At 71.3% G+C, this 24,079-nt stretch carries 21 protein-coding genes; 8 read left to right on the plus strand and 13 right to left on the minus strand.

Annotation, left to right across the window (positions count from 1 at the left end; genetic code table 11):
* Nucleotides 1-33 precede the first annotated feature (33 nt).
* A complete protein-coding gene (locus WMF19_RS21865; RefSeq protein WP_437900856.1) occupies nucleotides 34-1,353 on the plus strand; it encodes a pyruvate dehydrogenase complex dihydrolipoamide acetyltransferase in 1,320 nt (439 codons plus the stop codon).
* Between the two features lie 81 nt (nucleotides 1,354-1,434).
* On the opposite strand, the gene fxsT is transcribed toward WMF19_RS21865, so the two are convergent.
* From fxsT to WMF19_RS21880, 3 genes are all read right to left on the minus strand, one after another.
* Nucleotides 1,435-4,305, minus strand: coding sequence for an FxSxx-COOH system tetratricopeptide repeat protein (gene fxsT, locus WMF19_RS21870; RefSeq protein ID WP_437900857.1), 2,871 nt, complete (start codon nucleotides 4,303-4,305; stop codon nucleotides 1,435-1,437).
* Nucleotides 4,306-4,452: 147 nt separating this feature from the next.
* Nucleotides 4,453-5,529 (minus strand): ATP/GTP-binding protein, encoded by a 1,077-nt coding sequence (locus WMF19_RS21875; RefSeq protein WP_437900858.1) that lies wholly within the window; start codon nucleotides 5,527-5,529, stop codon nucleotides 4,453-4,455.
* Nucleotides 5,530-5,555: 26 nt separating this feature from the next.
* Nucleotides 5,556-7,055, minus strand: a complete 1,500-nt coding sequence (locus WMF19_RS21880) for an SIR2 family protein (protein ID WP_437900859.1) — start codon at nucleotides 7,053-7,055, stop codon at nucleotides 5,556-5,558.
* A 242-nt stretch (nucleotides 7,056-7,297) separates the two neighbouring features.
* Between WMF19_RS21880 and WMF19_RS21885 the strand changes: the two genes are divergently transcribed.
* Both WMF19_RS21885 and WMF19_RS21890 read left to right on the plus strand, forming a co-directional pair.
* Complete coding sequence (locus WMF19_RS21885) at nucleotides 7,298-8,263, plus strand: formylglycine-generating enzyme family protein (protein ID WP_437900860.1); 966 nt, start codon at nucleotides 7,298-7,300, stop codon at nucleotides 8,261-8,263.
* A gap of 160 nt (nucleotides 8,264-8,423) precedes the next feature.
* Nucleotides 8,424-9,368, plus strand: coding sequence for a metallophosphoesterase family protein (locus WMF19_RS21890; protein ID WP_437330498.1), 945 nt, complete (start codon nucleotides 8,424-8,426; stop codon nucleotides 9,366-9,368).
* A 206-nt stretch (nucleotides 9,369-9,574) separates the two neighbouring features.
* Here the strand turns inward: WMF19_RS21890 and WMF19_RS21895 are convergent, their stop codons facing one another.
* Nucleotides 9,575-9,781 carry a cold-shock protein gene (locus tag WMF19_RS21895; protein WP_012236438.1) on the minus strand — a complete coding sequence of 69 codons (207 nt, stop codon included), beginning with the start codon at nucleotides 9,779-9,781 and terminating at the stop codon, nucleotides 9,575-9,577.
* A gap of 956 nt (nucleotides 9,782-10,737) precedes the next feature.
* On the opposite strand from WMF19_RS21895, the gene WMF19_RS21900 reads away from it, so the two are divergent.
* Together WMF19_RS21900 and def are read left to right on the plus strand one after the other, a co-directional pair.
* On the plus strand, nucleotides 10,738-12,861 hold the full coding sequence (locus WMF19_RS21900) for an ATPase, T2SS/T4P/T4SS family (protein ID WP_437900861.1): 2,124 nt from the start codon (nucleotides 10,738-10,740) through the stop codon (nucleotides 12,859-12,861).
* Nucleotides 12,862-12,976: 115 nt separating this feature from the next.
* Nucleotides 12,977-13,489, plus strand: coding sequence for a peptide deformylase (def, locus tag WMF19_RS21905; RefSeq protein WP_437300843.1), 513 nt, complete (start codon nucleotides 12,977-12,979; stop codon nucleotides 13,487-13,489).
* A 20-nt stretch (nucleotides 13,490-13,509) separates the two neighbouring features.
* On the opposite strand, the gene ribD is transcribed toward def, so the two are convergent.
* The 9 genes from ribD to WMF19_RS21950 all read right to left on the minus strand — a co-directional run bounded on the left by ribD (nucleotide 13,510) and on the right by WMF19_RS21950 (nucleotide 20,810).
* Nucleotides 13,510-14,655 (minus strand): bifunctional diaminohydroxyphosphoribosylaminopyrimidine deaminase/5-amino-6-(5-phosphoribosylamino)uracil reductase RibD, encoded by a 1,146-nt coding sequence (gene ribD, locus WMF19_RS21910; protein ID WP_437330500.1) that lies wholly within the window; start codon nucleotides 14,653-14,655, stop codon nucleotides 13,510-13,512.
* 16 nt (nucleotides 14,656-14,671) lie between these two features.
* The gene (gene nrdR / locus WMF19_RS21915; protein WP_012236442.1) at nucleotides 14,672-15,133 is read right to left on the minus strand and encodes a transcriptional regulator NrdR; all 462 of its coding nucleotides are present in this window, start codon (nucleotides 15,131-15,133) and stop codon (nucleotides 14,672-14,674) included.
* 24 nt (nucleotides 15,134-15,157) lie between these two features.
* Nucleotides 15,158-16,402: a beta-ketoacyl-ACP synthase II gene (gene fabF / locus WMF19_RS21920; protein ID WP_272099595.1), complete on the minus strand. Its 1,245-nt coding sequence runs from the start codon at nucleotides 16,400-16,402 to the stop codon at nucleotides 15,158-15,160.
* Between the two features lie 127 nt (nucleotides 16,403-16,529).
* Nucleotides 16,530-16,784, minus strand: coding sequence for an acyl carrier protein (gene acpP / locus WMF19_RS21925; RefSeq protein WP_012236444.1), 255 nt, complete (start codon nucleotides 16,782-16,784; stop codon nucleotides 16,530-16,532).
* Between the two features lie 146 nt (nucleotides 16,785-16,930).
* A complete protein-coding gene (locus WMF19_RS21930; RefSeq protein ID WP_437900862.1) occupies nucleotides 16,931-17,677 on the minus strand; it encodes a 3-oxoacyl-ACP reductase family protein in 747 nt (248 codons plus the stop codon).
* Between the two features lie 6 nt (nucleotides 17,678-17,683).
* The gene (gene fabD, locus WMF19_RS21935; RefSeq protein WP_437900863.1) at nucleotides 17,684-18,625 is read right to left on the minus strand and encodes an ACP S-malonyltransferase; all 942 of its coding nucleotides are present in this window, start codon (nucleotides 18,623-18,625) and stop codon (nucleotides 17,684-17,686) included.
* A gap of 161 nt (nucleotides 18,626-18,786) precedes the next feature.
* The gene (locus WMF19_RS21940) at nucleotides 18,787-19,782 is read right to left on the minus strand and encodes a beta-ketoacyl-ACP synthase III (protein WP_437330504.1); all 996 of its coding nucleotides are present in this window, start codon (nucleotides 19,780-19,782) and stop codon (nucleotides 18,787-18,789) included.
* Between the two features lie 88 nt (nucleotides 19,783-19,870).
* Nucleotides 19,871-20,065, minus strand: coding sequence for a 50S ribosomal protein L32 (gene rpmF, locus WMF19_RS21945; protein WP_012236448.1), 195 nt, complete (start codon nucleotides 20,063-20,065; stop codon nucleotides 19,871-19,873).
* Nucleotides 20,066-20,069: 4 nt separating this feature from the next.
* Nucleotides 20,070-20,810 carry a YceD family protein gene (locus WMF19_RS21950; RefSeq protein ID WP_437900864.1) on the minus strand — a complete coding sequence of 247 codons (741 nt, stop codon included), beginning with the start codon at nucleotides 20,808-20,810 and terminating at the stop codon, nucleotides 20,070-20,072.
* A gap of 106 nt (nucleotides 20,811-20,916) precedes the next feature.
* Between WMF19_RS21950 and WMF19_RS21955 the strand changes: the two genes are divergently transcribed.
* The 3 genes from WMF19_RS21955 to WMF19_RS21965 all read left to right on the plus strand — a co-directional run bounded on the left by WMF19_RS21955 (nucleotide 20,917) and on the right by WMF19_RS21965 (nucleotide 23,964).
* Complete coding sequence (locus WMF19_RS21955; RefSeq protein ID WP_437900865.1) at nucleotides 20,917-22,260, plus strand: hypothetical protein; 1,344 nt, start codon at nucleotides 20,917-20,919, stop codon at nucleotides 22,258-22,260.
* A 166-nt stretch (nucleotides 22,261-22,426) separates the two neighbouring features.
* The gene (gene pyrR, locus WMF19_RS21960) at nucleotides 22,427-22,990 is read left to right on the plus strand and encodes a bifunctional pyr operon transcriptional regulator/uracil phosphoribosyltransferase PyrR (protein WP_437900866.1); all 564 of its coding nucleotides are present in this window, start codon (nucleotides 22,427-22,429) and stop codon (nucleotides 22,988-22,990) included.
* An 8-nt stretch (nucleotides 22,991-22,998) separates the two neighbouring features.
* On the plus strand, nucleotides 22,999-23,964 hold the full coding sequence (locus tag WMF19_RS21965) for an aspartate carbamoyltransferase catalytic subunit (RefSeq protein ID WP_272099608.1): 966 nt from the start codon (nucleotides 22,999-23,001) through the stop codon (nucleotides 23,962-23,964).
* Nucleotides 23,965-24,079: the final 115 nt, after the last annotated feature.

Here is a 24,079-nt window from a genome sequence, read left to right on the forward strand (position 1 = left end):
GGACCCACATCCCCGATCAAGGTTGATAGACCCATGGCGAAGGTTCTGGAACTTCCGAAGCTGTCCCCGACCATGGAGGAGGGGCAGATCAGCGCCTGGCACAAGAAGGAAGGCGACGCGATCGACATCGACGATCTGCTCGCAGAGGTCGAGACCGACAAGGCGACCATGGAGTACAAGTCCTTCGATCGAGGGACGTTGCTCAAGATCCTCGTGCCTGCGGGCAGCGTGGTTCAGCTCGGCCAGCCTGTCGCGATCATCGGCGCCCCGGGCGAGGACGTAAGCGCCCTCGCCGGCGGGAGCGGCGCCGCCGCCGCGGCGAAGCCGAGCGCGGCGGAGGCTCAGCCCAAGGGAGAGCGCGCCGCGCCGCCGGCCGGCGGCGACGCGCCCGTGACGAGCCCGCCGCCCGCGGCGCGCGGCGAGGCGGTCTCGCCGCCCACGCAGCCGGCCGCGCCGCAGCCGTCGTCGAACGGGCGCGTGAAGGCGTCGCCCTACGTGCGGAAGCTCGGCCGAGAGCGCGGGCTCGACCTCAGCAACGTCGCCGGCAGCGGTCCGCGCGGGCGCATCGTCGCGCGCGACCTCGAGGGGCTGAAGCCGGCGCCGGCCGCCGCGGCGGCCAGGGCGACCGCCCCCGGCGAGCTCGCTGCGCCGGAGGTGCGGCCGCTCAGCATGATGCGCAAGGCGATCGCCCGGCGCCTCACCGAGTCCAAGCAGACGGTCCCGCACTTCTACCTCTCGATCGACGTCGACGCCGATCCGCTGAACGCGCTGCGCGAGCAGATCAACGCGGATCTCGCCGCGACCGCCGCCGAGGGGGAGAAGCCGGCCAAGGTCAGCTTCAACGATCTCCTCGTCAAGGCGTGCGCCATCGCGCTCGTGCGCGTCCCGGAGTGCAACGCGCAGTTCACCCCGGACGCGATCCTCGTCCACCAGCGCGTCGACATCTCGGTCGCGGTCGCCGTCCCCGAAGGCCTTGTCACGCCGGTGGTGCGCGACGTCGATCGCAAGCAGGTGCTCGACATCGCGGCCGAGGTGCGCGAGCTCGCCGGGCGGGCCAAGGCGAAGAAGCTGCGGCCCGAGGAGATGGCGAACGGCACGTTCTCGATCTCGAACCTCGGCATGTACGGGATCGACAACTTCGGCGCCGTCATCAACCCGCCCGAGGGCGCGATCCTCGCCGTGGGCCAGGTCCGCCAGGAGCCCGTCGTGCGCGGCGAGCAGATCGTGCCGGGCCGCCGCCTGAGCATGACGCTCTCCTGCGATCATCGCGTCGTCGACGGCGCGGTCGGCGCGACCTTCCTCAAGGTCCTGCGCCAGCTCCTGGAGCACCCGACGCAGATCCTGCTCGGCTAGCTCCGCACACCTGGCTCAAGGAATCGCCAGGACGCAGCGAACGCCGGGGCACCTCGCCCCGGCGTCCTCCTTGCGCGGCGCTCAGGTGGCCCCGGCGCTGCTCCCGAGGGCGTCGCCGAGGCGCGCAAGGTTCCGCGAGAAGATCTGCACGGACGGGTGCGACGGCCCGAGCGCCTTCGTGGCGATCGCCACGGCGCGCTCGATCTGCTGCCACGCTCCCGACAGATCGCCGAGCGCCTGCAAGACGCGCCCGAGGTTGTTCACGATGCTCGCCACGACCGGATGATCCGGGCCGTACGTGGCTTGCGCGATGCCGAGCGCGCGCTCCAGCTGCTCGCGCGCCCCGGGCAGCTCGCCGAGAGCTTGCAGCACGCTGCCGAGGTTGTTGCAGCCGATCGCCACAGCCGGGTGGTCCGGGCCGTAGGTCGCCTCGGCGATCTTCAGCACGCGCGCGAAGTTCGCGCGCGCGCCCTCGAGATCGCCGAGGTCGCGCAGCACGCTGCCGAGGTTGTTGATGTCCCGCGCCACGTCCGGGTGGTCCGGCCCGTAGGTGTCCTCGACGATCGCGAGCGCGCGCTCGAAGTCGGCGCGCGCGCCGGCCAGGTCGCCGAGATCGCGCAGCACGCGCCCGCGGTTGTTCAGCGCGAGCGCGAAGCGCGGGTGGTAGAGGCCGTAGCTGTGCTCGTCGATCTTGAGGGCCTCCTCGAACTGATCGCGCGCTCCCTTGAGGTCGCCGAGATCGTGGAGCAGCCGACCGAGGTTCGTGCGCCCGATCGCGACCGTCGGGTGATCCGGACCGTAGGCGCGGATGTCGATCGCGAGCGCCCGCTCGAGGTGCACGCGCGCGCCCGCGAAGTCGCCGAGGTCGCGGAAGAGCGCGCCCAGGTTGTTGAGCCGTATCGCGACGCTCGGATCGTCGGGGCCGTACGTCGCCTCGTCGATGGCGAGGGCGCGCTCCAGGTGCTTGCGGGCGCCCGGCAGATCGCCCTGATCCATGAGCACGCTGCCGAGGTCGTTCACGTCGCGCGCGACGTCCGGGTGATCGGGGCCGAAGCTCGCGATGTCGATCGCCAGCGCGCGCTCCAGGTGAGCCCGCGCGCCGCCGAGATCGCCGAGATCGTGGAGGACGCTGCCGAGGCTGCGCAGCACGGCCGCGACCTTCGGATCGTCGTCGCCGAACACCGCCTCGTGGAGCGCGAGCGCCCGCTCCAGGTACCCCTTCGACTCCGCGAACGCGGCGCGCCCCTGCAGGTAGACGGCGAACCGGGCGAGGAGCCGCCCGCGCACCTCCCTCGCGACGTCGTGCGCTTCGGCCTGGCTCGCCGCGGCGAGCGCGTGCGGCAGCCATCGGGCGCAGAAGGGCCACGTCTCCACATCGTCGCTGCTCTCGGGGAACGCGTGGTCGACGAGCCGGATCGCCGCCTCGGCCCACACCTTCCGGTCCTCGGGCGAGAGGCGATCGCGGACCACCGCCTGGACGAGGCGGTGCACGGAGAGCGCGCCTTCGTGCACGTCGATGAACGAGTAGCGGCGGAGCGCGGCGACCGCCTCGTCGAGCATCAGCGGATCGCTCAGCGCCTCCGCGAGCGCCGCCGGCAGGTGCGGCGCGGCGTCGGCGAGGCCCTCGCGCGGGATGTCATCGGGCGCCAGGTACGCGCACAGGCTCAAGAGGTCGACCGCGACGGGCGAGAAGCGCTGCGCCTCCTGGAACGCGAGGCCCCAGGTCGTGGCGATCGGCGTCGGGTAGTCCATCGGCATGCCGCGGAGCAGGAGCCCGCGCTGGTGATCGCCGAAGGCGGCGTGGTAGGTCGCGATCGACGATCCCGTCTCCTTGATGGTCGCCGCCGCCTGCACCAGCGCGAGGGGGAGATCCCCGAGCGTCTCGGCGAGCTTCTCCGCGGCGCGCGCGTCGCTCTGCCCTGTCCGATCGAGCAGGAACTTCACCGAGTCGGCGCGGTCGAGCGCCGGAACGGTGAGCGGGGTGGCGATGCCGCGGAAGCTCGGGTTGCGCGAGGTGATGAGGATGTGCCCGGTGCGCGGGTGCGGCAGGTACGGGGCGACGTCCTGCGGATCGTTCACGTTGTCGAAGATGAGGAGCCACTTGTCGTTGCGCGACAGCCACGACCGGGCCGCCTCGATCGCGATCCGGTGGTCGGCCTCGTTCTGCTCTGGCAGGTCGAGGGCCGCGGCGAGGCGCGCGAAGTCCTCGGCCGCCATGGCCGGCTCCTCGGCGCGGATCCACCAGACGACGTTGTACTGGCTCGCGTACCGGTGCGCGTACTCGGCGACGAGCTGCGTCTTGCCGACGCCGCCGAGGCCGCTGATCGACTGCGTTAGCGCCGCGGGCCCTCCCGTCGTGAGCGTGCTCCGCAGCTCGCTCAGGAGCTGGTCGCGCCCGGTGAAGCCCGGGTTGCGCGGCGGCAGCTTCTTGATGTGCGGCTCCGCGTCGGGCGAGCTCGACGGTCTTCGAGCGGCCGGCCGCTGCGTCGGCGGCTCCGTCTCGCGGACGGCGCTCCGGATCCCCTTCGCGATCTCCGTGAACGCCTCGCTCTGGTTGGGGTAGCTCGTCACGGGCCGCGCGCGGCTCGGCAGCGGCTGCAGCGCACCGAGCAGCGTCTTCTCCCAGGCGCAGGGCCGCAGGATCACGGGGATGACCCGGCACTCGCCGGCCTCGTGGCGAGCGATCGCCTCCCGCATCTCCGCAGAGAGCCACGCGTCGGTGGAGAGGAAATCCGCGCTCACGAGCAGCAGCACGACCCGGGCCTCGCGCAGCCTCGCCGCGGTCGCCTCTCGCCGCTCCCTCCCTCCGCCGAGCGCGAAGCCCTGGTAATTCCGGATGACCCCCTGCCGTTTCAGCGCGTCGAGGTGGGTCTCGATCTTGGGCCGCAGGTCCTCGTCCCTCGGAGAGTAGGAGAAGAACACATCGGCGGGGCTCGTCGCCAAGGCAACCATAGTTCCTCTCGCGGGCCTTAAAGTCTCACGACGGACCTGACGCGCAACGAGAATACGCGGTCGGAAAAGACCCAGGAAGAGACGGTAGTTGACGCTGTCGGCGGATACATGCGGGTCGAACCTCCATCGTCTCGTGAGGGGCTTGCCTTACCCCGACTCCGGCTCCGTCCTACCTTCGCGCTCCTCTTCCGTGCTCGGGGAGATCCGGCCGGAAGCCTGAACGATGCGGCGCGCCGCTTCCATCCATCGCCGCCGATCGTCCCGCCGCAGCTGGTTGCGGACGACGATCTTCACGAGGCGGTGAACGCTGAGGGCGTGCGGCCGCACCTCGATCAGCGAGTGCAGCCGCAGCATCGCGATGGCGTCGTCGAGCGCGAGCGGATCGTACTCGCCGAGCGACCGCCGGGGGATCGCGTCCATCGGCAGGAACGAGCACAAGCTGAGGAGCTCTGCCGCTGCCTGGTGGCTGAACACGGCCGCGAGCGCGCTCTCCCAGGCGGTCGCGACCGTCACCGGGAAGCTGGCGGGGCGCTCCAGGAGCGCGGCCGGCCGCTGGCGGAACAGGGCGAGGTACTCCGCGAGCGGGCGTCCGGTCTCCTCGATGTACGCGCCGGCCTGCGCCAGGGCGAGCGGCAGATCGCCGAGCTCCTCTGCGAGCGCGTCGGCCGACTCCGCGTCGGTCTCGCCCGTGCGCTGGAGCAGGAAGCGCACCGACTCGGCGCGCTCGATACCGCGGACGTTCACCGTCGTGAGACCGCGCCAGATAGGGTTCTGCGAGGTCGTGAGCACGCGACCGCCGTGGGAGACGCTCGGGATATAGGGCTCGACCTCGCTCGGGTCGCGCACGCCATCGAAGAGGAGGAGCCAGCGCCCGCGACGCCCGAGCTTGCTGCGCACCGCGGCGACGGCGCGCGCGGGATCCAGCTGCTCGTGCTCGGGCAGCCTCATCTCCGCGGCGAGCGTGACGAAGGAGGCGTCCATCGTCGCCTGGCTCTGGCCGTCGATCAGGAAGACGGTGTCGTAGGCTCCGGCGTTGCGGTACGCGTACTCGATCGCGAGCTTGGTCTTGCCGGTGCCGCCGAGCCCGCAGAGCGGCGCCACGCCCCGCCTGGCGAGCGCGGCGCCGATCTCGGCGAGCAGATCGTCGCGCGCGGCCAGGTTCCGGCTGGTCGACGCGGGGACGCCCCAGATCCCGGGCGGCGGTGGCACCTCTGAATTGCTCACCGGCTGGGTGCCGGCGCTCGGTGAGCTCAGGAGGGGTTTTGAGTGAGCTGCTCGACCTGCTTTCGGATGCCCTTTGCGATGTCGGTGAACGCCTCGCTCTGGTTGACCCAGCTCGTCACCGGGCGCCCGCCCCGCGGCAAGCTGGCCAGCCTGCCGAAGGGCGCGCCCTCCCAGTCGCAGGCGTCGAGGATGACGGGGATGACGCGCGCCTCACCCCGATCGTGGCGCTCGATCGCCTTCTGCATCTCGACGTCGTAGCAGAAGTCCGACGCGAGGAAGTCCGCGCTGATGAGCAGGAGGATGACCTTCGCGGTCTCGAGGTGCTCGGCGAGCGCCGTGTCGCGCTCCTCGCCAGCGCCGATCTCACCGTCGTGCCAGCCGCGGATGACGCCCTTGCGCTTGAGGATGGCGAGGTGCGTCTCGAGCTTGTCGCGCAGCTCGCGGTTGCTCTCCGAGTACGAGAAGAACACCTCGATCGGGCTCGCAGGGGGCTCGGAGACGCGCTCGCGCCGCGACCCTTCGAGCGCCCCCGTCATCGTGACCGTGTCGTCGTACGCGGCCGAGTCGGGCGGGATGTCGTACGGCGCGCCGAGCGGCGACGAGGAGGGCGGGAGCTCGAGATCGGGGATCGGGGGAGGAAGGATCGAGCGGCCGCGCGACGTGACCGCGCGCGGCCGGGGCGCGCACGTGCGCTCGAGGATCGCGAGCACCCGGTCGTGGCTGCCGTCGGGGGTGTCGTAAGGCAGGAGCAGGAACCCCATGTCCGCGAGCGTCTTGCGGCGGTGCGGCGTCAGGCTCGCGCCCGGGGCGATGACGAAGCGGGGCGGCGGCGAGGCGCCCGAGAGCGCGTGGATGTCCGCCAGCATCTCCTCGAAGTTGCCGTCGGCGCGCCCGAAGCCGATGAAGAGCACGGGGCACCGCGAGAGCACGGTCGTGAGCGACTTGCGCACGTCGGGCGGCGCGATCGACGCAAGGAAGCGCTCGCGCGCGAACACCCAGCTGTGCGGCTCCTTCAGCGTGCCGTGCAGCTTGAGGATGAACCGCCGCCGCCACGCGACCTCGTCGGTGACGCGCCACAGGGTGTCCCACTCGAAGCCGAAGGCGCGCTCGAGCAGGTGGTTCAGGTTCGTGGTGAGCACCGCGCGCAGCTTGTCTCGCAGCGCGGCGATCGCGATCGCGATCCGCGGCGGATCGAGCCCCTCGTCGTCGAGCGCATCCTCGACGAACGCGTTGAACTCCGCTGCGCCGAGCGCTTGCTCCGCCGCGCCCAGCGCCTCGCTGTAGCGCTGCGATCGCGCGAGCGCCGCGACCTCGGCGATCGCGACCTCGTCGCTGGCCTGCTCGCGCACCCTCTCGACGAGCAGATCGACGAGCTGACGCCACGTCGGCAGCCCGGCCGCGGCCGAGATGCCTCCCCCCACGAAGAGCACGAGCTCTCCGCTCTCGAGCGCCTCATGCAGCGCCTCGATCACCGCGGCGTCGACCTCCGCGCTCACCGTGTTCGCGTTGTCCATAAGGGTTGACATCGAGCCCCTCGAGTCTATCGCTCCTCGGCGCCCAGCGCACTTTTGCGGCGCGTCGCGCGGCGAGCGCCACGCGTGACGCGCGGCGAAGGTGCGCCGCAAAAGTGCGTCGCGCGACGCTGGATCGACCGCTCGACCAGCCGGCCCGCCGTGTTCCTGACGTCCCAGACGACCGACCGCCGCCTCGAGCGAAGTCGGAAGAGGGGGAAACAGTCCGCGAGGCTGGAGCATGCTACGTCTCCGACATGCGCCCGGCGGCCCTCTTCACGCTGGCCACGGTGGCCTCGCTCGTCGCCTTCTCCCTGGCCGGCGCGGCCGCTCCACCGCCCCGCGCGCAGCGCGCCCCGCGCCTCCCGGCGCGCCCGGAGGCCGCGCTCTCGGCGGGCGCCGAGGGCCAGCGCGCGCGGTCGCCCGCGAGCGTCGTCGCGCTGCGCGCGCCCGGCCCGCCCGCCGTCCTCGTGCGCGCAGGGAGCTTCACGATGGGATCGAGCGAGGTCGAGATCGCGCACGCGGTGACGCTCTGCAAGCTCGAGCCGGCCGGTGAGCTGTGCGTCGATGAGACCGAGGCGAGCTTCGCGAATGAGCTCGTGCCCCACGAGGTGTACCTGTCGGATTTCTGGATCGATCGAACCGAGGTGACCGTCGCGAGCTACCGCCGGTGCGTCTCGGCCGGCGTCTGCGCCGAACCCCCGTACGCCTCCGGCGGGCAGCGGTTCGATCGGCCCGAGTATCCGGTGGTGCTCGTCTCGTGGAGCGACGCGCAGCGCTACTGCGTCTGGGCCGGCGGTCGCCTGCCGACCGAGGCCGAATGGGAGCGGGCTGCGCGCGGCGTGGCCGGGCGCCGCTACCCCTGGGGCCATGTCTACAACCCTTTCCACGCGAACCACGGGAGGCTGTCGTTCGACGAGCTCGACGACGGCGACGGCTTCCTCGAGCTCGCGCCCGTCGGCTCGCTCGTGGCCGGCCGCACCCCCGACGGCATCGACGACCTCGCCGGCAACGTCGAGGAGTGGGTCGCTGATTACTACCATCCCGAGTATCCAAGCGGCAGCGCGAAGAACCCGCGTGGGCCCGACATGGGGGAGGAGCGCGTGCTGCGGGGCGGCAGCTACATCCTGGGCCGGCCCTGGCTGCGCGGCGCCGCGCGGGGCCACGACTCGCCGACGAGCCGCCGCGCGTGGCGCGGCTTCCGCTGCGCGCGCGACGCCTGAGCCGTTGCGGGCGACGCTCGATCCCAGGAGCGCGGCGGTGGGCCGCCGCGCGGGCCGAGGCGCGCGCGACGCTCGATCCCAGGAGCGCGGCGGTGGGCCGCCGCGCGGGCCGAGGCGCGCGGCGGTTGGCCGCCGCGCCGGAAGAGCCCATACTGCGCCCGTGAGGATCGCGCACCTCTCCGACCTGCACCTCCTCTCCCTCGAGGGGGCCATCCCGTTCCGGCTCCTGAACAAGCGTCTCACGGGCTACCTCAACCTCCGCTTCCGGCGCCACGCCATCCACAAGCCGCACGCGGTGCACGCAGCGGCGCGGGAGATACGGCGGCTCGGCGTGGACCACGTCGTCATCACCGGCGACGTCTCGAACCTCGCGCTCGAGCGAGAGTTCGTCCTGGTCCGCAACTTCTTGCAGAGCGATCTCGGTCTTCCTCCCGAGCGGGTGAGCATCGTCCCGGGGAACCACGACGCGTACACGAAGGGCGCGCACCGCTCGCAGCGCTTCTCTCGGTACTTCGCGCCGTACCTGCGCTCCGACCTCGTCCTCGACGCGCCTGGGAAGAGCGACGACGGCGGGGCCGGCCGCGATGACGCAGGCTCGGCGTTCCCCTTCGTGCACCTGCGCGGGCCGGTCGCGATCATCGGCCTCTCGACCGCCTGGCCGCGTCCCCCGCTGGTGGCATCGGGGCGGCTCGGCCCGGTCCAGCTGCGCGCGCTCGAGCGAGCGCTAGCGCACCCGGAGGTGCGACGGCGAACGCCGGTCGTGCTCCAGCACCACCCCTTCCATAACCCGGCGAGCCGGGCGAAGACCTTGCTGGAAGGCCTGGGTGACGCCGCGGCCGAGGGGCGGTTGCTGCGGCAGGTTCGCCGCGGCTTGCTGCTGCACGGGCACCTGCACCGGCGCATCCACCGCAAGCTGCACACCGAGCGGGGTCACATCGACGCCGTGGGCGCCACCAGCGCTTCGCTCCTTCACGACAGCGATGAACGGATGGCCGGGTTCAATGTCTACGAGATCGACGACGCGGGGACGATCGGGGGCATCACGTCACACCGCTTCGTCCCGGGTCAAGACGCGTTCCGCGAGGTCCCGGTCCCCGAGCGATGAGCCCGCCGCGCGCTCGGCCCTCCGCCGAGCGCTCCCCTTCGAATCGACGCTCCGCCGAGCGCCCCACCGGAGCCGCGCGCAATCCATCCGCCACGCGCAGGACCCTCCAAGCGGGCGTGCGATGTTCGGGGCTCGGCGATGCCGTGACTCGAGCGCAGCGGGGGCGCTGCGCGGGCAATCCGGTGGGGCTCTGGTCAGGAGGAAAGTCAGGCGGTGGCGCGGATCACGTTGACCGCCTGCAGACCTTTGGGACCTTCTTTGATCTCAAATTCAACGGTCTCGTCCTCGAAAAGACGGCGGCGCCCCTCCCCGTTGATCTGCGAATAGTGAACGAAGACGTCGGGGCCAGTCTCTTGCTTGATGAAGCCCCAACCCTTCTCGTCGTTGAACCACTTAACCTTGCCAACTGCCATATTTCCTCCACTTCAGAGCTCGTCGATACCCGAGGCGCGCAGGCTGGCAGTCGGGAGGTGACCACGGGTGCGGTCCCTGATTCCGATGCGGGCTTGGCTGCATGCAGCAAACCCCCCTCGTAGACAGATCCAGCTTGCGCAGGGCGGCTGCCCAGCCGCTGGTTGATGTGCGTGCGCGGCGACTTCGACGATTCTCCCCGGTCCGAGCGGGCGCCAACGTAAACGGCTCGATGCGCCAAGGTCAAGCAGCGATGATGGTTCGGCCGGTGCTTACGCGAGGCAGTACCGCTTCACCGGCAGTCTCCGGTTGCAGCAGCCTCCGACGAGAATTTCGCGCCGTACAGCGGATCCCGACGGCAGTACACGATCACGCGTGGTGACGGCGCGCCGTGGGGTGCGAAGCAGGATTCGCGCAACCGTCAAGATTTGCGCTCTTATCGAAGAGCCTTGTCCTTCGACCCGCGCAGGGCGTCGCTTGATCCGTGAGGGCCTCGCCATGTCACGCAGCGAGCCTCGCACGTCGGGCGGCGATCTCCTGGCCTCCGCCGCGATGGGGCGCGGGGCGCGCTCCTCGTGCAGCGCGCTCGCCGAGCGCGAGCCAGGCGCTTGCCGAACCTTGCAAAGAACATCGATCGAGCGCCTCACCGGAGCAGGCGGCCTGCTCGGAGGGCGCCAGGCGCCGGGCGGCACCGGCTCAGCCTGTTCGACGAGGTGCTCCCGACGCACGGCTGGGCCGGAAGCTCGGCGGATCGATCCCAGGACCGGCGTCGCGCGCTCGATCTGCACCGCGCCGCGTGCGCTCAGGGGCGCAGGCGGCTCAGTCCCGGGCTCGAGCCCGCTCGCCGCCCGGGAGCAGGAATCGAAGGCACCTCGTTGACATGTCTGTTCGAGCTTGCTCGTATGGCGTGGCGAGGGCATCGGGTCTCACCTCCGCCCTGGCCCCGCGAGGCGACGAGATGTTCTCGGTGATCATCAGCGAGAAGGGGGGCGCGGAGCGCCGCGAAACCTTCGACCGGACAGAGATCAACGTCGGCCGCGTGCAGGGCAACGACCTGATGCTGCCGAAGGGCAACGTGTCGAAGCGGCACGCTCGGCTGCTCTTCCGCGACGGGCGCTTCATCGTCACCGATCTCAAGAGCACGAACGGCACGTACGTCAACGGCCGGAAGATCGCTCAGGCGACGATCGTCCGCGAAGGCGACAAGATCTACATCGGCGACTTCGTGCTGCGGATCGAGACGGCGGCGGCCGGGACGGCCCCTCCGGACAGCACGGCGCCCCCGCGCGCGCCGGAAGAGATGTCCGGAGAGCCGGGACCTCTGCCCGATCGCGGGCCGCCGCCGTCCGCCGAGAAGGGGCTGCACCGGTCGGCGCCGCTGCCGCTGATCAACGAGAGGGGCGAGCCGTCGCGCACCAGCCAGGGCGTGATCAGCCACTTCCCCCTCGAGAACGATCCGGACGAGTCGGTCGACGCGGCCGCGGCCATCCCCGTCCCCGGTCCGCCGCGCATCCCCTCGCCTCGCCCGCCCCTCTCGCCGAGCGGCGCGTCCATCCCGTCGCTGCCTGCGCACCCGGCGGCGACCAACGCCCCGCCGGCGCGCGACGGCCGCGCCGTCAACGCCGCCATCCCGCCCCCACAGGCGCCGCGCCCGTACGCGACAGCGACCCCGCTGCCGGCGCAGAGCGCAACGAGCACCGCCGCGGTGTCGCCGCAGGGCGCCTCGAACGTCGCCGTCCACCCCAGCGTGGTCCCCATCCCGAGCCGGCGAGCCATCCCGCCCGTCTCGGATCGGGTCGACCGGGGACAGGGGGACTCGGCGCAAGCCGTGGCGCACCGCCGGGCGCTCGGGCGCCTCATGGAGCGGCTCGCCGACGTGGTCGACCTCGCGGCGCTCGACGGCGGCGCCCCGCCGGACAGCGCGCTCGCCCCGCGCATCACGCAGGCGATCTCCGCGGGCGCGGAGGCGCTGCGCGCGGCGGGCGAGCTCCCCCCCGAGCTCGACGTCGAGGCGCTCCTGGCCGACGCGCAGCGGGAGCTCTTCACGCTCGGTCCGCTCGACCGCTTGCTCGAAGACGCCGAGGTGAGCGAGATCCAGGTGTTCCGCTACGACCACGTGATCGCGATGCACGGGCGCCGGCGCGTCATCGCGGAGGTCGGGTTCAGCAGCGAGCGCGCGGTCGGCCGGGCCATCCGCCGGCTCTGCATGACGGCCGGCCAGCCGATCGAGGCGGGCGCGAGCTTCATCGAGCGGACCCTGCCGAAGGGGCGCCGGCTGTTCGCCGTGCTGCCGCCGGCCGCGAGCTCCACCCTGGTGATCCGGAAGCCGCAGCGCCCCGACGTCACGCTGGACGACCTGGTGCGCAACGGGACGATCTCGCGCGCGATGGCCGGGCTGCTCGCCCAGTGCGTGCTCGGTCGCGGCAACCTCCTCGTCACCGGGACGCGGGACGCCGGGACGGGCTGGCTGCTCGGCGCGCTCGCTGCCGCGGCGCAGCCCGACGACCGGTTCGTGGTGCTCCAGGAGGAGGACGAGCTCGCCCTCGATCAGCCGAACACGCTGTCCATCGCGCTCGGCGCCACGACGGACGAACGCACCCGGGCCGTGCGGGCGGCCGTACGGATCCGGCCGGAGCGGGTCGTCGTGAGCTCGTTCTCGGGCCACGTCGCGGCCGAAATCGTGGACGCCATCGGCGGCGGCATGGACGGCGTGCTCGCGGCCTCGCGGGCGCCGACGCTGCGGCAGGCAGTGACGAGGCTCCCCGCCGACATCGCCGCGACCCGCCCCGGGATCACGCCGGAGACGGCGCGCGAGTGGCTGGCCTCGTCCTTCGACCTCGCGATCGAGATCGCGCTGCTCCGCGACGGTCGCCACCGGGTGCTCCGCATCGCGGAGCTCGCGGTGGAGGGCGGGCAGATCGCCATTCGCGACGTCTTCACGTTCGTGGTCGAGCGGACGGCCGCCGGCGGCGCGCTCGAGGGGACGTTTCACCCCTCCGGGCTGGTGCCGGACATCGTGGAAGATCTTCAGTCCCGCGGGCTCAGCGTCGATACGTCGACCTCGTTCCGACGAAATCGCTAGCGGCTGGCCGTACAAACGGCGGCCGACGCGAAGCACGCAGAGCACGCGGAACCCGCGAGATGAGAGCGTCTTGACGGGCGCCAGCTAGGAACGGAGGTTATGATGCTCAGTAGCCATGGCCATCCGCACCATCCTCCACTATCCCGACCCGCGCCTGCGCCAGAAGGCACAGCCGGTCGGGGACATCACGCCCGAAATCACGAAGCTTATCGACGACATGGCCGAGACCATGTACGCGGCGCCCGGCGTCGGCCTTGCGGCCACGCAGATCGGGGAGCCACACCGCGTCTTCCTCGTTGACATCGCCGCAGACAACGAGCCGAGCAACCTCCTCGTGTTCATCAACCCGGAGATCGTGCGCCAAGAGGGGCAGCTGACCGGCCCCGAAGGGTGCCTCTCGTTCCCTGGCATCAGCGAGGACATCAAGCGAGCCGAGCGCGTCACCGTCCGCGCCCGCGGCCGCGACGGGGCGACGTTCGAGATCGCGGCCGACGGCCTGCTCGCCGTGGCCATCCAGCATGAGCTCGACCACCTCGACGGCGTGCTGATGATCGACCGGATGGGCACGCTCAAGAAGCGCATCGTCCAGCGGAAGATGCAGAAGCGCGGCGCAGAGGCCGCGAGCTGACCGGCCCGGGCGCCCCGCGCTCAGCTGCGCGCTGGGAAGGCGAGCGGGCCGTTGACGTATGCGTCGCGGCCGCAGAGCTCCCAGCGAGGATCGACGATCCGGGGCGCGTCGCCTGGCGTGTCCGGGCCGGCCCAGTCGACGGCGCCCGGTCGGCCGCGGGGGCCGAGCAGGATCGGAGCGACGAAGGCGTGCAGCTCGTCGGGCAGGCGCGACGCGAGCAGGCTGCCGGCGAGCTCGGCGCCTCCCTCGACCAGGATGGAGACGATCCCCTGCGAGGCGCAGAGGCGCATCGCGGCGGTCACGTCGACCCGGCCCTCCGCCGAGGTTGGCGCACGCAGGACGACGCAGCCAGCGTCGACGAGCACCTGCTCCGCCTCCTCGGGCGCGTCGGCGCCCGTGAGCACCCAGGTCGGCACCTCCCGCGCCGTCTGGGCGAGGCGCGTGTGGAGCGGCAGCCTGAGCCGCGTGTCGAAGACGAGCCGGATGGGGCTCCGCCCCCCGGGCGCGAGCGCAGGCTCGCGCAGGGTGAGCCGAGGGTCGTCGGCGAGCGCCGTGCCGATCCCGATCGCGACCGCGTCGTGGCGCGAGCGGAGCTCCTGGACCTTGGCGCGCGCCTCGGGGCCGGTGACCCACTTCGAGGCGCCCGTGCGGGTCGCGATGCGACCGTCCAGCGACAGGGCGAGCTTGAGCGCGATGTGGGGGATGCCCGTCGTGATGAACTTGGTCCAGGGCGCGATCAGCGCGCGAGCCTCGGCGCCGGCCACGCCGATCTCCACGGCGAGGCCGGCGTCGCTGAGCCGCTGCGCCCCGCCGCCGACCACCGCAGGGTTCGGATCGGGCGCGCCGACCACGACGCGCTTGATGCCGGCGCTCAGCACCGCATCCACGCAGGGCGGCGTGCGCCCCTCGTGATTGCAGGGCTCCAGCGTCACGTAGAGCGTCCCGCCGCGCGCCGCGTCGCCGGCGGCCGCGAGCGCCAGCCCCTCCGCGTGGTCCTCGCCCGCGCGCGCGTGGTGCGCGACGGCGACGACCTCCCCCGCGGCGTTCAGCACCACCGCGCCGACCGGGGGGTTCGGCGACGGCATCGCCTTGTGCGCCTCCTCGATGGCGAGGCGCATCATCGCGACGTCGAGCTCGGGATCGGGGCTGGGGGGCTTCGCAGACATCGAAGTGCCGGATCTACTAGGGCGCCTTGGCCTTCACAAGCTTGCCAAGCTCGACCATGAACTGGTCAATGTCCCGAAAGGAACGATAAACACTTGCGAACCGGACATAGGCGACCTCATCGAGGGTACGCAGGTGGTTCATGACCCGTTCGCCCAGCTCGGTCGACAAGATCTCCCGCCGCTCGGACTCCTGCGCCTCGCGCTCGATCGCGTCGGCGATGGCCTCGATCTGGTCGGTGGACACGGGCCGCTTGTTGCACGCGATCCGCAGCCCTCGCACGAGCTTCTGTCGGTCGAACGACTCGCGCCGACCGTCCTTCTTGACGACCGTCGGCAGGATGTCCTCGACGCGCTCGTACGTCGTGAACCGGCGCTCGCACGAGGCGCACTCGCGCCGACGCCGGATCACCTCACCCGCGCCGCCAGCGCGGGAGTCGATGACCCGGTCCTCGAGATGGCCGCAAAATGGGCACTTCATCGAGTCATCCAGCGCGGCGCGCGATCAGCCGTCGAACTGGGAGAACACGAGCGACACGTTGGTGCCACCGAACCCGAACGAATTCGACATCACATGCTTCAGGCGGCGCTCGCGAGAGGTGAACGGCACGTAGTCGAGGGTGCACTCGGGGTCGGGATCGTCCAGGTTGAGCGTCGGCGGCACGGCGCCGTGGCGCAGCGCGAGAGCGCAGACCGCCGCTTCGACCCCACCTGCGCCCCCGAGCAGGTGGCCCATCGCGGATTTCGTCGAGCTCACCCAGAGGCGCTTCGACGCCGCGTGATCGCCGAACGTCTTGAGGATCGCCCGGGTCTCCTCGATGTCCCCCTGCGGGGTCGAGGTGCCGTGAGCGTTGATGTAGTCGATCGCGTCCGGCGCGAGCTTGGCGTCGTCGAGCGCCATCTTCATCGCTCGCTGCGCCCCGGCGCCGTCGGGCGCCGGCTTCGTGATGTGGTACGCGTCGCACGAGGCGCCGTACCCGACGACCTCTGCGTAGATCTTCGCGCCCCGCTTCTTCGCATGGGAGAGCGACTCGAGCAGCAGCGACCCGGCGCCCTCGGAGCAGACGAAACCATCGCGTCCCTTGTCCCAGGGGCGGCTCGCCCGCTGCGGCTCGTCGTTGCGCCTAGAGAGGGCGAACATCGCGCAGAAGCCGCCGATGCCAAGGCCGGTGATCGTCGCCTCCGCGCCGCCCGTGAGCATGATGTGCGAGCGACCTCGGCGGATCCACTCGAACGCCTCTCCGAGCGAGTGCGCGCTCGACGAGCACGCGCTCGTGTTGCAGTAGCTCGCGCCCCGCAGGTCGAGCGACAGCGCCACCTGCCCCGCGGCGAGGTTGGCGATGACCGTCGGGATGAAGTAGGGGCTGACCTTGTGAGGCCCCTTCTCGTGCAGCGTGATCGAGTGCTGGAACAGGTACTCGAGGCCCCCGAGGCCGACACCGATGAACGTGCCGCACTGATCGCGGTCCTCGTCGGTGAGCTCGATCCCCGAGTCCTGCATGCACATCTGCGATGCGGCGACGGAGAGCTGGGCGAAGCGGCCCATCTCCTTCACCTTCTTCTTGGGGATGTACTCCTCGGGCACGAAGCCCTTCACCTCGCCGGCGAAGCGCGTGGGAAACGTGCTCGCGTCGAAGAGGGTGATGGGTGCGATACCCGACTGACCAGCCAGCAAAGATTGCCAGGTGGCCTGCGTCCCGAGGCCGTTGGGCGTAGCGAGCCCGATGCCGGTGATGACAACGCGTTCCATGGCTCTTCTTGCCCTAGCGCCACCACAGAGGCGAGAGCGCGTGCATCGGCGAAGAGCAGACCCTTCGCTGGCTCACGCGCCAACCCACCTCCATGGTGACGCCGCGTCCGGTAGGGCGGTGGGGACGCTACTTCTTGTCCTTGGCATTCCTTTCGATGTAGTCAATCGCGTCCTGGACAGTCCGGATCTTCTCCGTGTCCTCGTCCGGAATGTCGATCTCGAACGCCTCCTCGAACGCGAGGACAAGCTCCACCAGGCCCAGCGAATCGGCGCCCAGATCGTCGATGAAACTCGCCTCAGGCTTGATGTCCTTCTCGTCGACGTCGAGCTGTTCCTTGATGATCCGCTTTACTTCGGCCGTGATGTCGCGACCTTCAGCCATGGTATTCCTCCCGGGAAAACGGAACCCCTAGTAGCCCATCGCCATCAGCGTTGCACCATCGAATTACCTGCGACCGCTTTTTTCGTGTGCGCCTGGTTTGCCGCTGTGCGTGACGCCTGGCAGACGGGGTCCTCAAGCCAGCGCTCTCACACGTACATTCCGCCGTTGACGCGCAGCGTCTCGCCCGTCACGTAGCTCGCCTCGTCGGAGCATAGGAATGCGATCGCCGCGGCGACCTCCTCCGCTCGGCCCGTGCGCCCGAGCGGGACCATCTTCGTCAACCCCTCTTTCATCTCCGCGGTGATCGTCGTCGTCATGTCGGTGTCGATGAACCCGGGCGCCACAGCGTTGACCGTGATGCCGCGCCCCGCGTACTCGCGGGCGAGCGACTTCGTCACGCCGAGGAGGGCCGCCTTCGTCGCGGCATAGGCCGCCTGGCCCACGTTGCCCATCTCCGCCACAACGCTGGAGAGGAACACGATGCGGCCCGTGCGCGCGCGCATCATGACCTTGGTCGCGGCGCGCGCGGACGCGATCGAGCCCTTCACGTTCACGGCGAAGAGGCGATCGAGGTCTTCCTCCTTGATCCGCAAGAGCAGCCCGTCGATCGCAATCCCCGCATTCGCGACGAGGATGTCGAGCCGGCCAAGGCGCTTCGCCGCCTCGGCGATGGCGGCCTCGGTCGCCTGCAGGTTCGCGACGTCGAAGCCGAGCGCCTCGGCCTTGCCGCCGCGCGCGGTGATCGCCTCGACGACCGCGCGCGCCTCGGCTTCTCCGCGCACGTAGTTGACGATGACGTGCGCGCCCTGCGCCGCGAGGGCCTCCGACGCGGCGCGCCCGATTCCTCGCGATCCACCCGTGACGATCGCAACTTTGCCCGTAAGGTCGAACATCGATGCCTATGCCTCCGAAAGGAACGCGTTCACGCGCTCAATCCCCGCCATGTCGCTCACGCTGAGCACCTTGATCTGCTTCGTGATCCGCTTCACCAACCCGGCGAGCACCTTGCCAGGGCCGATCTCGAGGGCGTGCGTCACGCCGTCCTCCGCCATGCGCTCGATCGTCCGCATCCACTGCACGGTTCCATCGATCTGGCGCAGGAGGAGCGACCGTACCCGCTCCGGATCGGCGTTCGGCGTGGCGTCGACGTTCGCGATCACGGGGAAGGCGAGCGGCATCAGCTGGGTGCGCTCGAGCTCGGGACGCAGGCGTTCCGCCGCGGGTCGCATCAGCGCGCAGTGGAAGGGGGCGCTCACCTTGAGCGGGATGGCCTTGCCGCCGCGGGCGACGGCGAGCTCGCCCGCGCGCGCGACCGCGCCGGCGTGCCCGGCGATCACGATCTGCCCCGGCCCGTTGTAGTTCGCCGGGGCGACCACCTCGCCTTGCGCCGCCTCGGCGCAGATCGCGAGCACCACCTCCTGGTCGAGCGCGATGAGCGCCGCCATCGCCCCCTCGCCCGCCGGCACGGCCTCCTGCATGGCGCTGCCCCGGATCCGGCAGAGCCGCACCGCATCCTCGATCTCGAGCGCGCCGGCGGCGACCAGCGCGCTGTACTCGCCGAGCGAGTGGCCGGCCGCGTACAGCGGCGGCTCGAGGTTGGGCAGGTGCTCGATGAGGGCCGCGGCCACGGCGCAGCTCGTCGCGACGATGGCGGGCTGGGTGTTGCTCGTCTGCGTCAGCGCCTCCATCGGCCCCTCGAAGCAGAGCCGCGAGATCGGCTCGCCGAGCGCTGCGTCCGCCCGCGCGAACGCGCCGCGCGCGGCCGCCGAGGCCTCCGCGAGGGCCTTGCCCATCCCCACCTCCTGCGCCCCTTGCCCTGGAAACAGCCAAGCGATTTTCACGTTTGCCCTCAATTCCAAGCCAGGGAGGCGGACGCCGTCCGTCCCCCGAACCACGTCATGCGGCCGGCGCGCGCGAGACTACCTCAGGCTGGATCGCCCGGCGAGCTCGACCGCCACGCGTAGACCCCGACCCCGACGCAGGCACACGCGCATGGGCCCGTTCACATCCGGATGACGGACGCGCCCCAGGAGATGCCAGCGCCGAGCGCGCAGAACAGGACGTTTTGCCCCGGCTTGATGCGTCCATCGCGGACCGCCTCGTCGAGGGCGATGGGGATCGATGCGCTCGACGTGTTGCCGTACTCCTCGATGTTGAGCACGAACCTCTCCAGGGGGAGGTTGAGCCGCGCGGCGACCTGGCTGATGATCCGCAGGTTCGCCTGATGGGCGACGACCCAGTCCAGGTCCGCAGCCGCCATGCCCGCCGTGTCGAGCGCGATCAGCGATGCGCTGGACAGGTTCTTCACGGCGACCTTGAAGATGTCCTGCCCCACCATGTGGACCTTGTTGCGGCTCTGCTCGATGCCCTCGGCCGTCAGCGGCTCGGCCGTGCCGCCGCCCGGGATGACCAGCGAGTTCGCGAGCACGCCGTCGCTGAAGATCCGGGTCGAGATGATGCCCCTGCCGTCGCCCGACGCAGGCCCGAGCACGACCGCGCCCGCGCCGTCGCCGAACAGGACGCACGTCGTGCGATCCTTCCAGTTCAGGATGCGCGAGAGCAGCTCGACGCCGATCACGAGGACGTGCCGGGCCACGCCGTTCGCGATGAACTGATCGGCGATCGTGAGGCCGTAGACGAAGCCGGCGCAGGCCGCCGAGATGTCGAACGCGGGGATCTCCTGAGCGCCGAGCTTCTGCTGCACGTACACGGCGCAGGAGGGCATCGGGGTGTCGCCGCTGATCGTCCCGACGATGATCATGTCGAGATCGGCCGCCGAGAGCCCGGCGGCGTCCAGAGCAGAGCGGCCAGCCGCGGCGGCCATGTCGCTCGTGAGCTCTCCCTCGGCAGCGACATGGCGCCGACGGATCCCCGTTCGCTCGCTGATCCAGCTGTCGGAGGTGTCGACGATCTTCTCGAGATCGGTGTTGTGAAGGACTCGGGCGGGCGCGTAGCTGCCCGTCCCGAGGATGCGGCTCCTCGGCTGCGTGGAGCTCATGCGACGGCCCCTCGCGCATCCGCGCGAGCCGGCGCCGCGCCCAGGTGCGCGGGCGCAGCGTTCGCGCGCGCCGGCGCACCCGCGCCCGTCATGAGGCCGCGGTCGCCTTGGTCGCCTTCGCCTTGCGCCCGTTGTAGTGCCCGCAGGCGCCACAGGCGCGGTGCGGGAGCCGGGCTTCCCCGCAGTTCTCGCAAGAGACGAGCTGGACGGGGGTCACCTTGTCGTGGTTGGCGCGCCGCATGTCGCGCTTGCTGGGGGTGGTTTTCCTCTTGGGGACGGCCACGGAACTACTCCTTCTTGGTCTTCTTCTTCGGTGTCCCGGCCTTGGCCGGGGGGGTCGATGCAGGTTCTGCGCGCCTGTCAGAGCCGCTGGGCTTCTGTCCAAGCTTCTCTCGGAGCGCGCTGAGCGGCGCGAGCCGCGGGTCGAGGCCTGGAGCGGCCTCATCCTCCTCCGCCACCCCGCGGACGAGGGCCGAGGAGCCGCCTTCGCGGTCCTCTCGGGACGCGGCAGGACCGATACCCGGGCAAGCCTCCGAGCACAAGGGGAAGTTCGGCATCTCGAGGAGAATGGCCTCGCGGATGAACGGATCGAGCTCGACCGTCTCGCCGTCGTACGTGTCGACGTCGGCCTCTTCCGAGGTGAACTCGTACTCCGGCTCCTTGACCTTGCTGGCCCCCGCCTTCGCCGCGCCGTTGCGGGCGGCGTCGTCCCGCCGGTGGTGGCCGTGCCCGTGCCCGTGGCCGTCCGCCTTCGGGGCAGGACGCAAGAGGAGCGAGAGCTCGGCGTCGATGTCCAGCGCAGCAGGGGCAAGGCACCGCGCGCAGGGCGTGGCGACGGGCGCCTTGACGCGGCCGCGCACGACGATCTCGTTCCCCGTCCGCGAGAGGCGGGCCGTGATGTGGCCTGGCGCGCGCCCGGTGACGTCGGAGTCAGCGAGCGTCGCGTTCATCCAGTCGAGCGGCAGCGGCAGGTCCAGTGAAATACCGGAGATGTCGATGTCGTTGGCGGAGACGGCAAACTGGGACATGGGTTCCGGTCCAGTGAAAGCGGAGCGTTTAGCGCGGGGTGCGTTGGCTCGCAAGAACGACCCGCAGCCGCCGTCACATCGGGCTGCATGGTAGCGTCGCCCGCGCATGGACCGCAGCGCCACGCCCGAGGCCAGGCCCCCGCCGCCGCCGGGCGCCGCCGATCGGCGGCCGGAACCTTCAGGGGAAGCACGGCGAGCAGGCCGCCGCGCGGCGATTGCGATCGCCCTCTATGCGCTCGTGACGCTCGCGTACGCCGCGAGCTCCTCCCGCGAGATCTTCGGCGCCCACACGCCCTACAACCACTACGCGCTGCTCGCGGAGGCGTGGCTCCACGGCCGCCTCGATCTCGGCGGACCGCCGCCGGCGCACGCGGGCGGCAACGACTTCGCCGTGTTCGGCGACCGCTACTACGTCAGCTTCCCCCCCTTCCCCGCGGTCCTCATCGCGCCGCTCGTCAAGCTCGCCGGCGGCGCCGAGCGCGTGCGCGACGGGCAGTTCTTCCTGGCGTTCGCCGGCATCGGGCCGGCTGTGCTCTTCCTCGCGCTGGAGAAGCTCTCGGCCTCACGCCGCAGCCACCGCGCGCAGGCAGAGAACGTCGCGCTCTCGCTGCTCTTCGCGCTCGGGAGCGTCTACTGGTTCAGCGCGGTGCAAGGGACGGTGTGGTTCGCCGCCCACGTCGTCGGCGTCGCGCTGGCGTGCGTCTACCTCTACTGCGCGCTCGAAGCCGCCCATCCGCTCGCGGCGGGGCTCGCCCTGGGCCTCGGCTTCGCGACCCGTACGCCGCTCGGATTCGCCCTGCCGCTGTTCCTGTTCGAGGCGCTCCGCGTGGACCGCTCGGACCCGCGCGCCCTCTTGCGCCGGCTCGCCCTGTTCGCCGCGCCGGCGGCGCTCGTGCTCTCGGCGCTGCTCTGGCACAACCACGCGCGCTTCGGCGACGCTGTCGAGTTCGGCCACCGGTACCTCCACATCGCGTGGCGCGCGCGGATCGAGAAGTGGGGGCTCTTCTCGTACCACTACCTGCCGCGCAACCTCGCGGTGGTGCTCACCGGCCTGCCGTACACCCACGTGCAGGGCGCCCCCTTCCAGATCAACGCTCACGGGCTCGCGCTCTGGGTGACCACGCCGATCTATGCGTGGGCCCTCTGGCCCCGGCGCACGCCGCCCCCGTTCTGGGCGCTCGCCGCCACGGTATCCGCGGTCGCGCTGCCGAGCCTCCTCTACCAGAACACCGGCTGGCTCCAGTTCGGCTACCGCTTCTCCAACGATTTCGCCCCGTTTCTCTTCGCCATGATCGCCGTCTCCGGCCGCCGCTTCGGCGTGCCGTTCTACGCCCTCGGGGCGGCCGCGATCGCCGTCAACGGGTTCGGCGCGCTCACGTTCCAGCGCGCGGGCTTCGAGCGGTTCTACTTCGTCGAGCGCACCCAGCGGGTGCTGCACCAGCCCGACTGAGTCGGCCCACGCCTCCGCGCCGCTGCCGCGACGCCGCGCCGAGGACGCTCCTCCTCCCTCAGCGCGACCGGAAGGCGCGCGCTCCCTCGGGCGCGCGGGCGATCCAGCGGGCGGCGCACGCGGCCCTTGGGTGCAGGGCGCTCGCCGTGCTAGCCCTCGCCGCGCCATGGAAGCTCTGCTCGACCCGGCCGCCATCGGGCGCGGCCTGCGGCGCGTCGCGCTCCAGATCGCCGAGCGCGGCCGCGGCATAGAAGATCTGGCGCTCATCGGGATCCGACGGGGCGGTGAGCCGCTGGCCAAGCGGCTGGCCGCGCTGCTCCTCGAGATCGAGGGGCACGCGCCGCCGGTCGGCGCCGTCGACATCACGCTCTACCGCGACGACGCCGCGACCGCCCTGCCGAACCCGCGCATCGGCCCAAGCCACATCTCCTTCCCCGTCGACGGCCGGCGCATCGTGCTGATCGACGACGTGGTCTACACCGGTCGCACCATCCGCGCGGCGCTCGACGCCGTGCTCGACTACGGGCGACCGCAGCGGATCGAGCTCGTCGCGCTCGTCGATCGCGGCGGCAGGGAATTGCCGATTCACCCCGACTACGTCGTCCGCGCGGTCGAGCTCGCCCCCGGGCAGCGCGTCGACGTCGTGGAGCGCGCGGGCGAGCTCTGGGCTCTCGTCACCGCCGCCGGCACAAAGCTCTCGGAGCCCCCCCCGCCACCGGAAGGAACGTAAGCCAGCGCATGAGGAGGATCTACCCGCACCGACACCTGCTCGGCATCGAGGGTCTCTCGCGTACCGAGATCGTGGCCCTCCTGGACGCCGCCGAGTCGCTCTTCGACGTCTCCCGGCGGAGCGTGCGCAAGGTGCCCACGCTCCGCGGCAAGACGGTCGTGAACCTCTTCTACGAGCCGTCGACGCGCACGCGGACGTCGTTCGAGCTCGCGGGCAAGCGGCTCAGCGCCGACGTCATCAATATCAGCGTCTCCACGTCGAGCGCGGTCAAGGGGGAATCGCTGCTCGACACGGTGCAGAACCTCCAGGCGATGCAGCCGGACGTGCTGGTCATCCGGCACGCCGCGTCGGGCGCGCCGCACCACGTCGCCGCGCACACCCGCGCCGCGGTCGTCAACGCGGGGGACGGCACGCACGAGCACCCGACGCAGGCGCTGCTCGACGCGTTCACGATCCGGCGCGCGAAGGGCCGACTCGAAGGGCTGGAGGTCGCCATCTGCGGCGACATCGTCCACAGCCGCGTGGCCCGCTCGAACGCGCACCTGCTCACGACGATGGGCGCGCGGGTCCGCTTCGCCGGCCCGCGCACGCTGCTTCCGATCGCGGGGGAGTCGCTCGGCGCGACCGTCTACGACCGGATCGAGCCCGCCCTCGAGGGGGCCGACGTGGTGATGATGCTGCGCGTGCAGCGCGAGCGGCTGAGCGGCAGCTTCCTGCCCAGCACGCGCGAGTACAGCCGCACGTTCGGCCTGAACCCGGCCCGGCTCGCGCTCGCCAAGCCGGACGCGATCGTGATGCACCCGGGGCCGATGAACCGCGGCGTCGAGATCGATCCGCGCGTCGCGGACGGCGCACAGAGCGTGATCCTCGACCAGGTCGAGGCCGGCGTCGCGGTCAGGATGGCCGTGCTCTGGATCCTGGCCGCGGAGGCCAACGAGTTCTCCGCGACCGGCGAGCCACGGCCAGCGCCCTGACGACCGCCCCGGCCGCCCGAGCGGGGCGTGGCGGCGTGGCGGCGCGGCCGGGGCAGACGGACGCCCTGGCCCATGGAACCCACGGAAGCATGATGGAAGGCGCGGCCCCCGCGCG

It is taken from the genome of Sorangium sp. So ce124, assembly GCF_051525235.1.
Classification (GTDB): Bacteria; Myxococcota_A; Polyangia; order Polyangiales; family Polyangiaceae; genus Sorangium; species Sorangium atrum.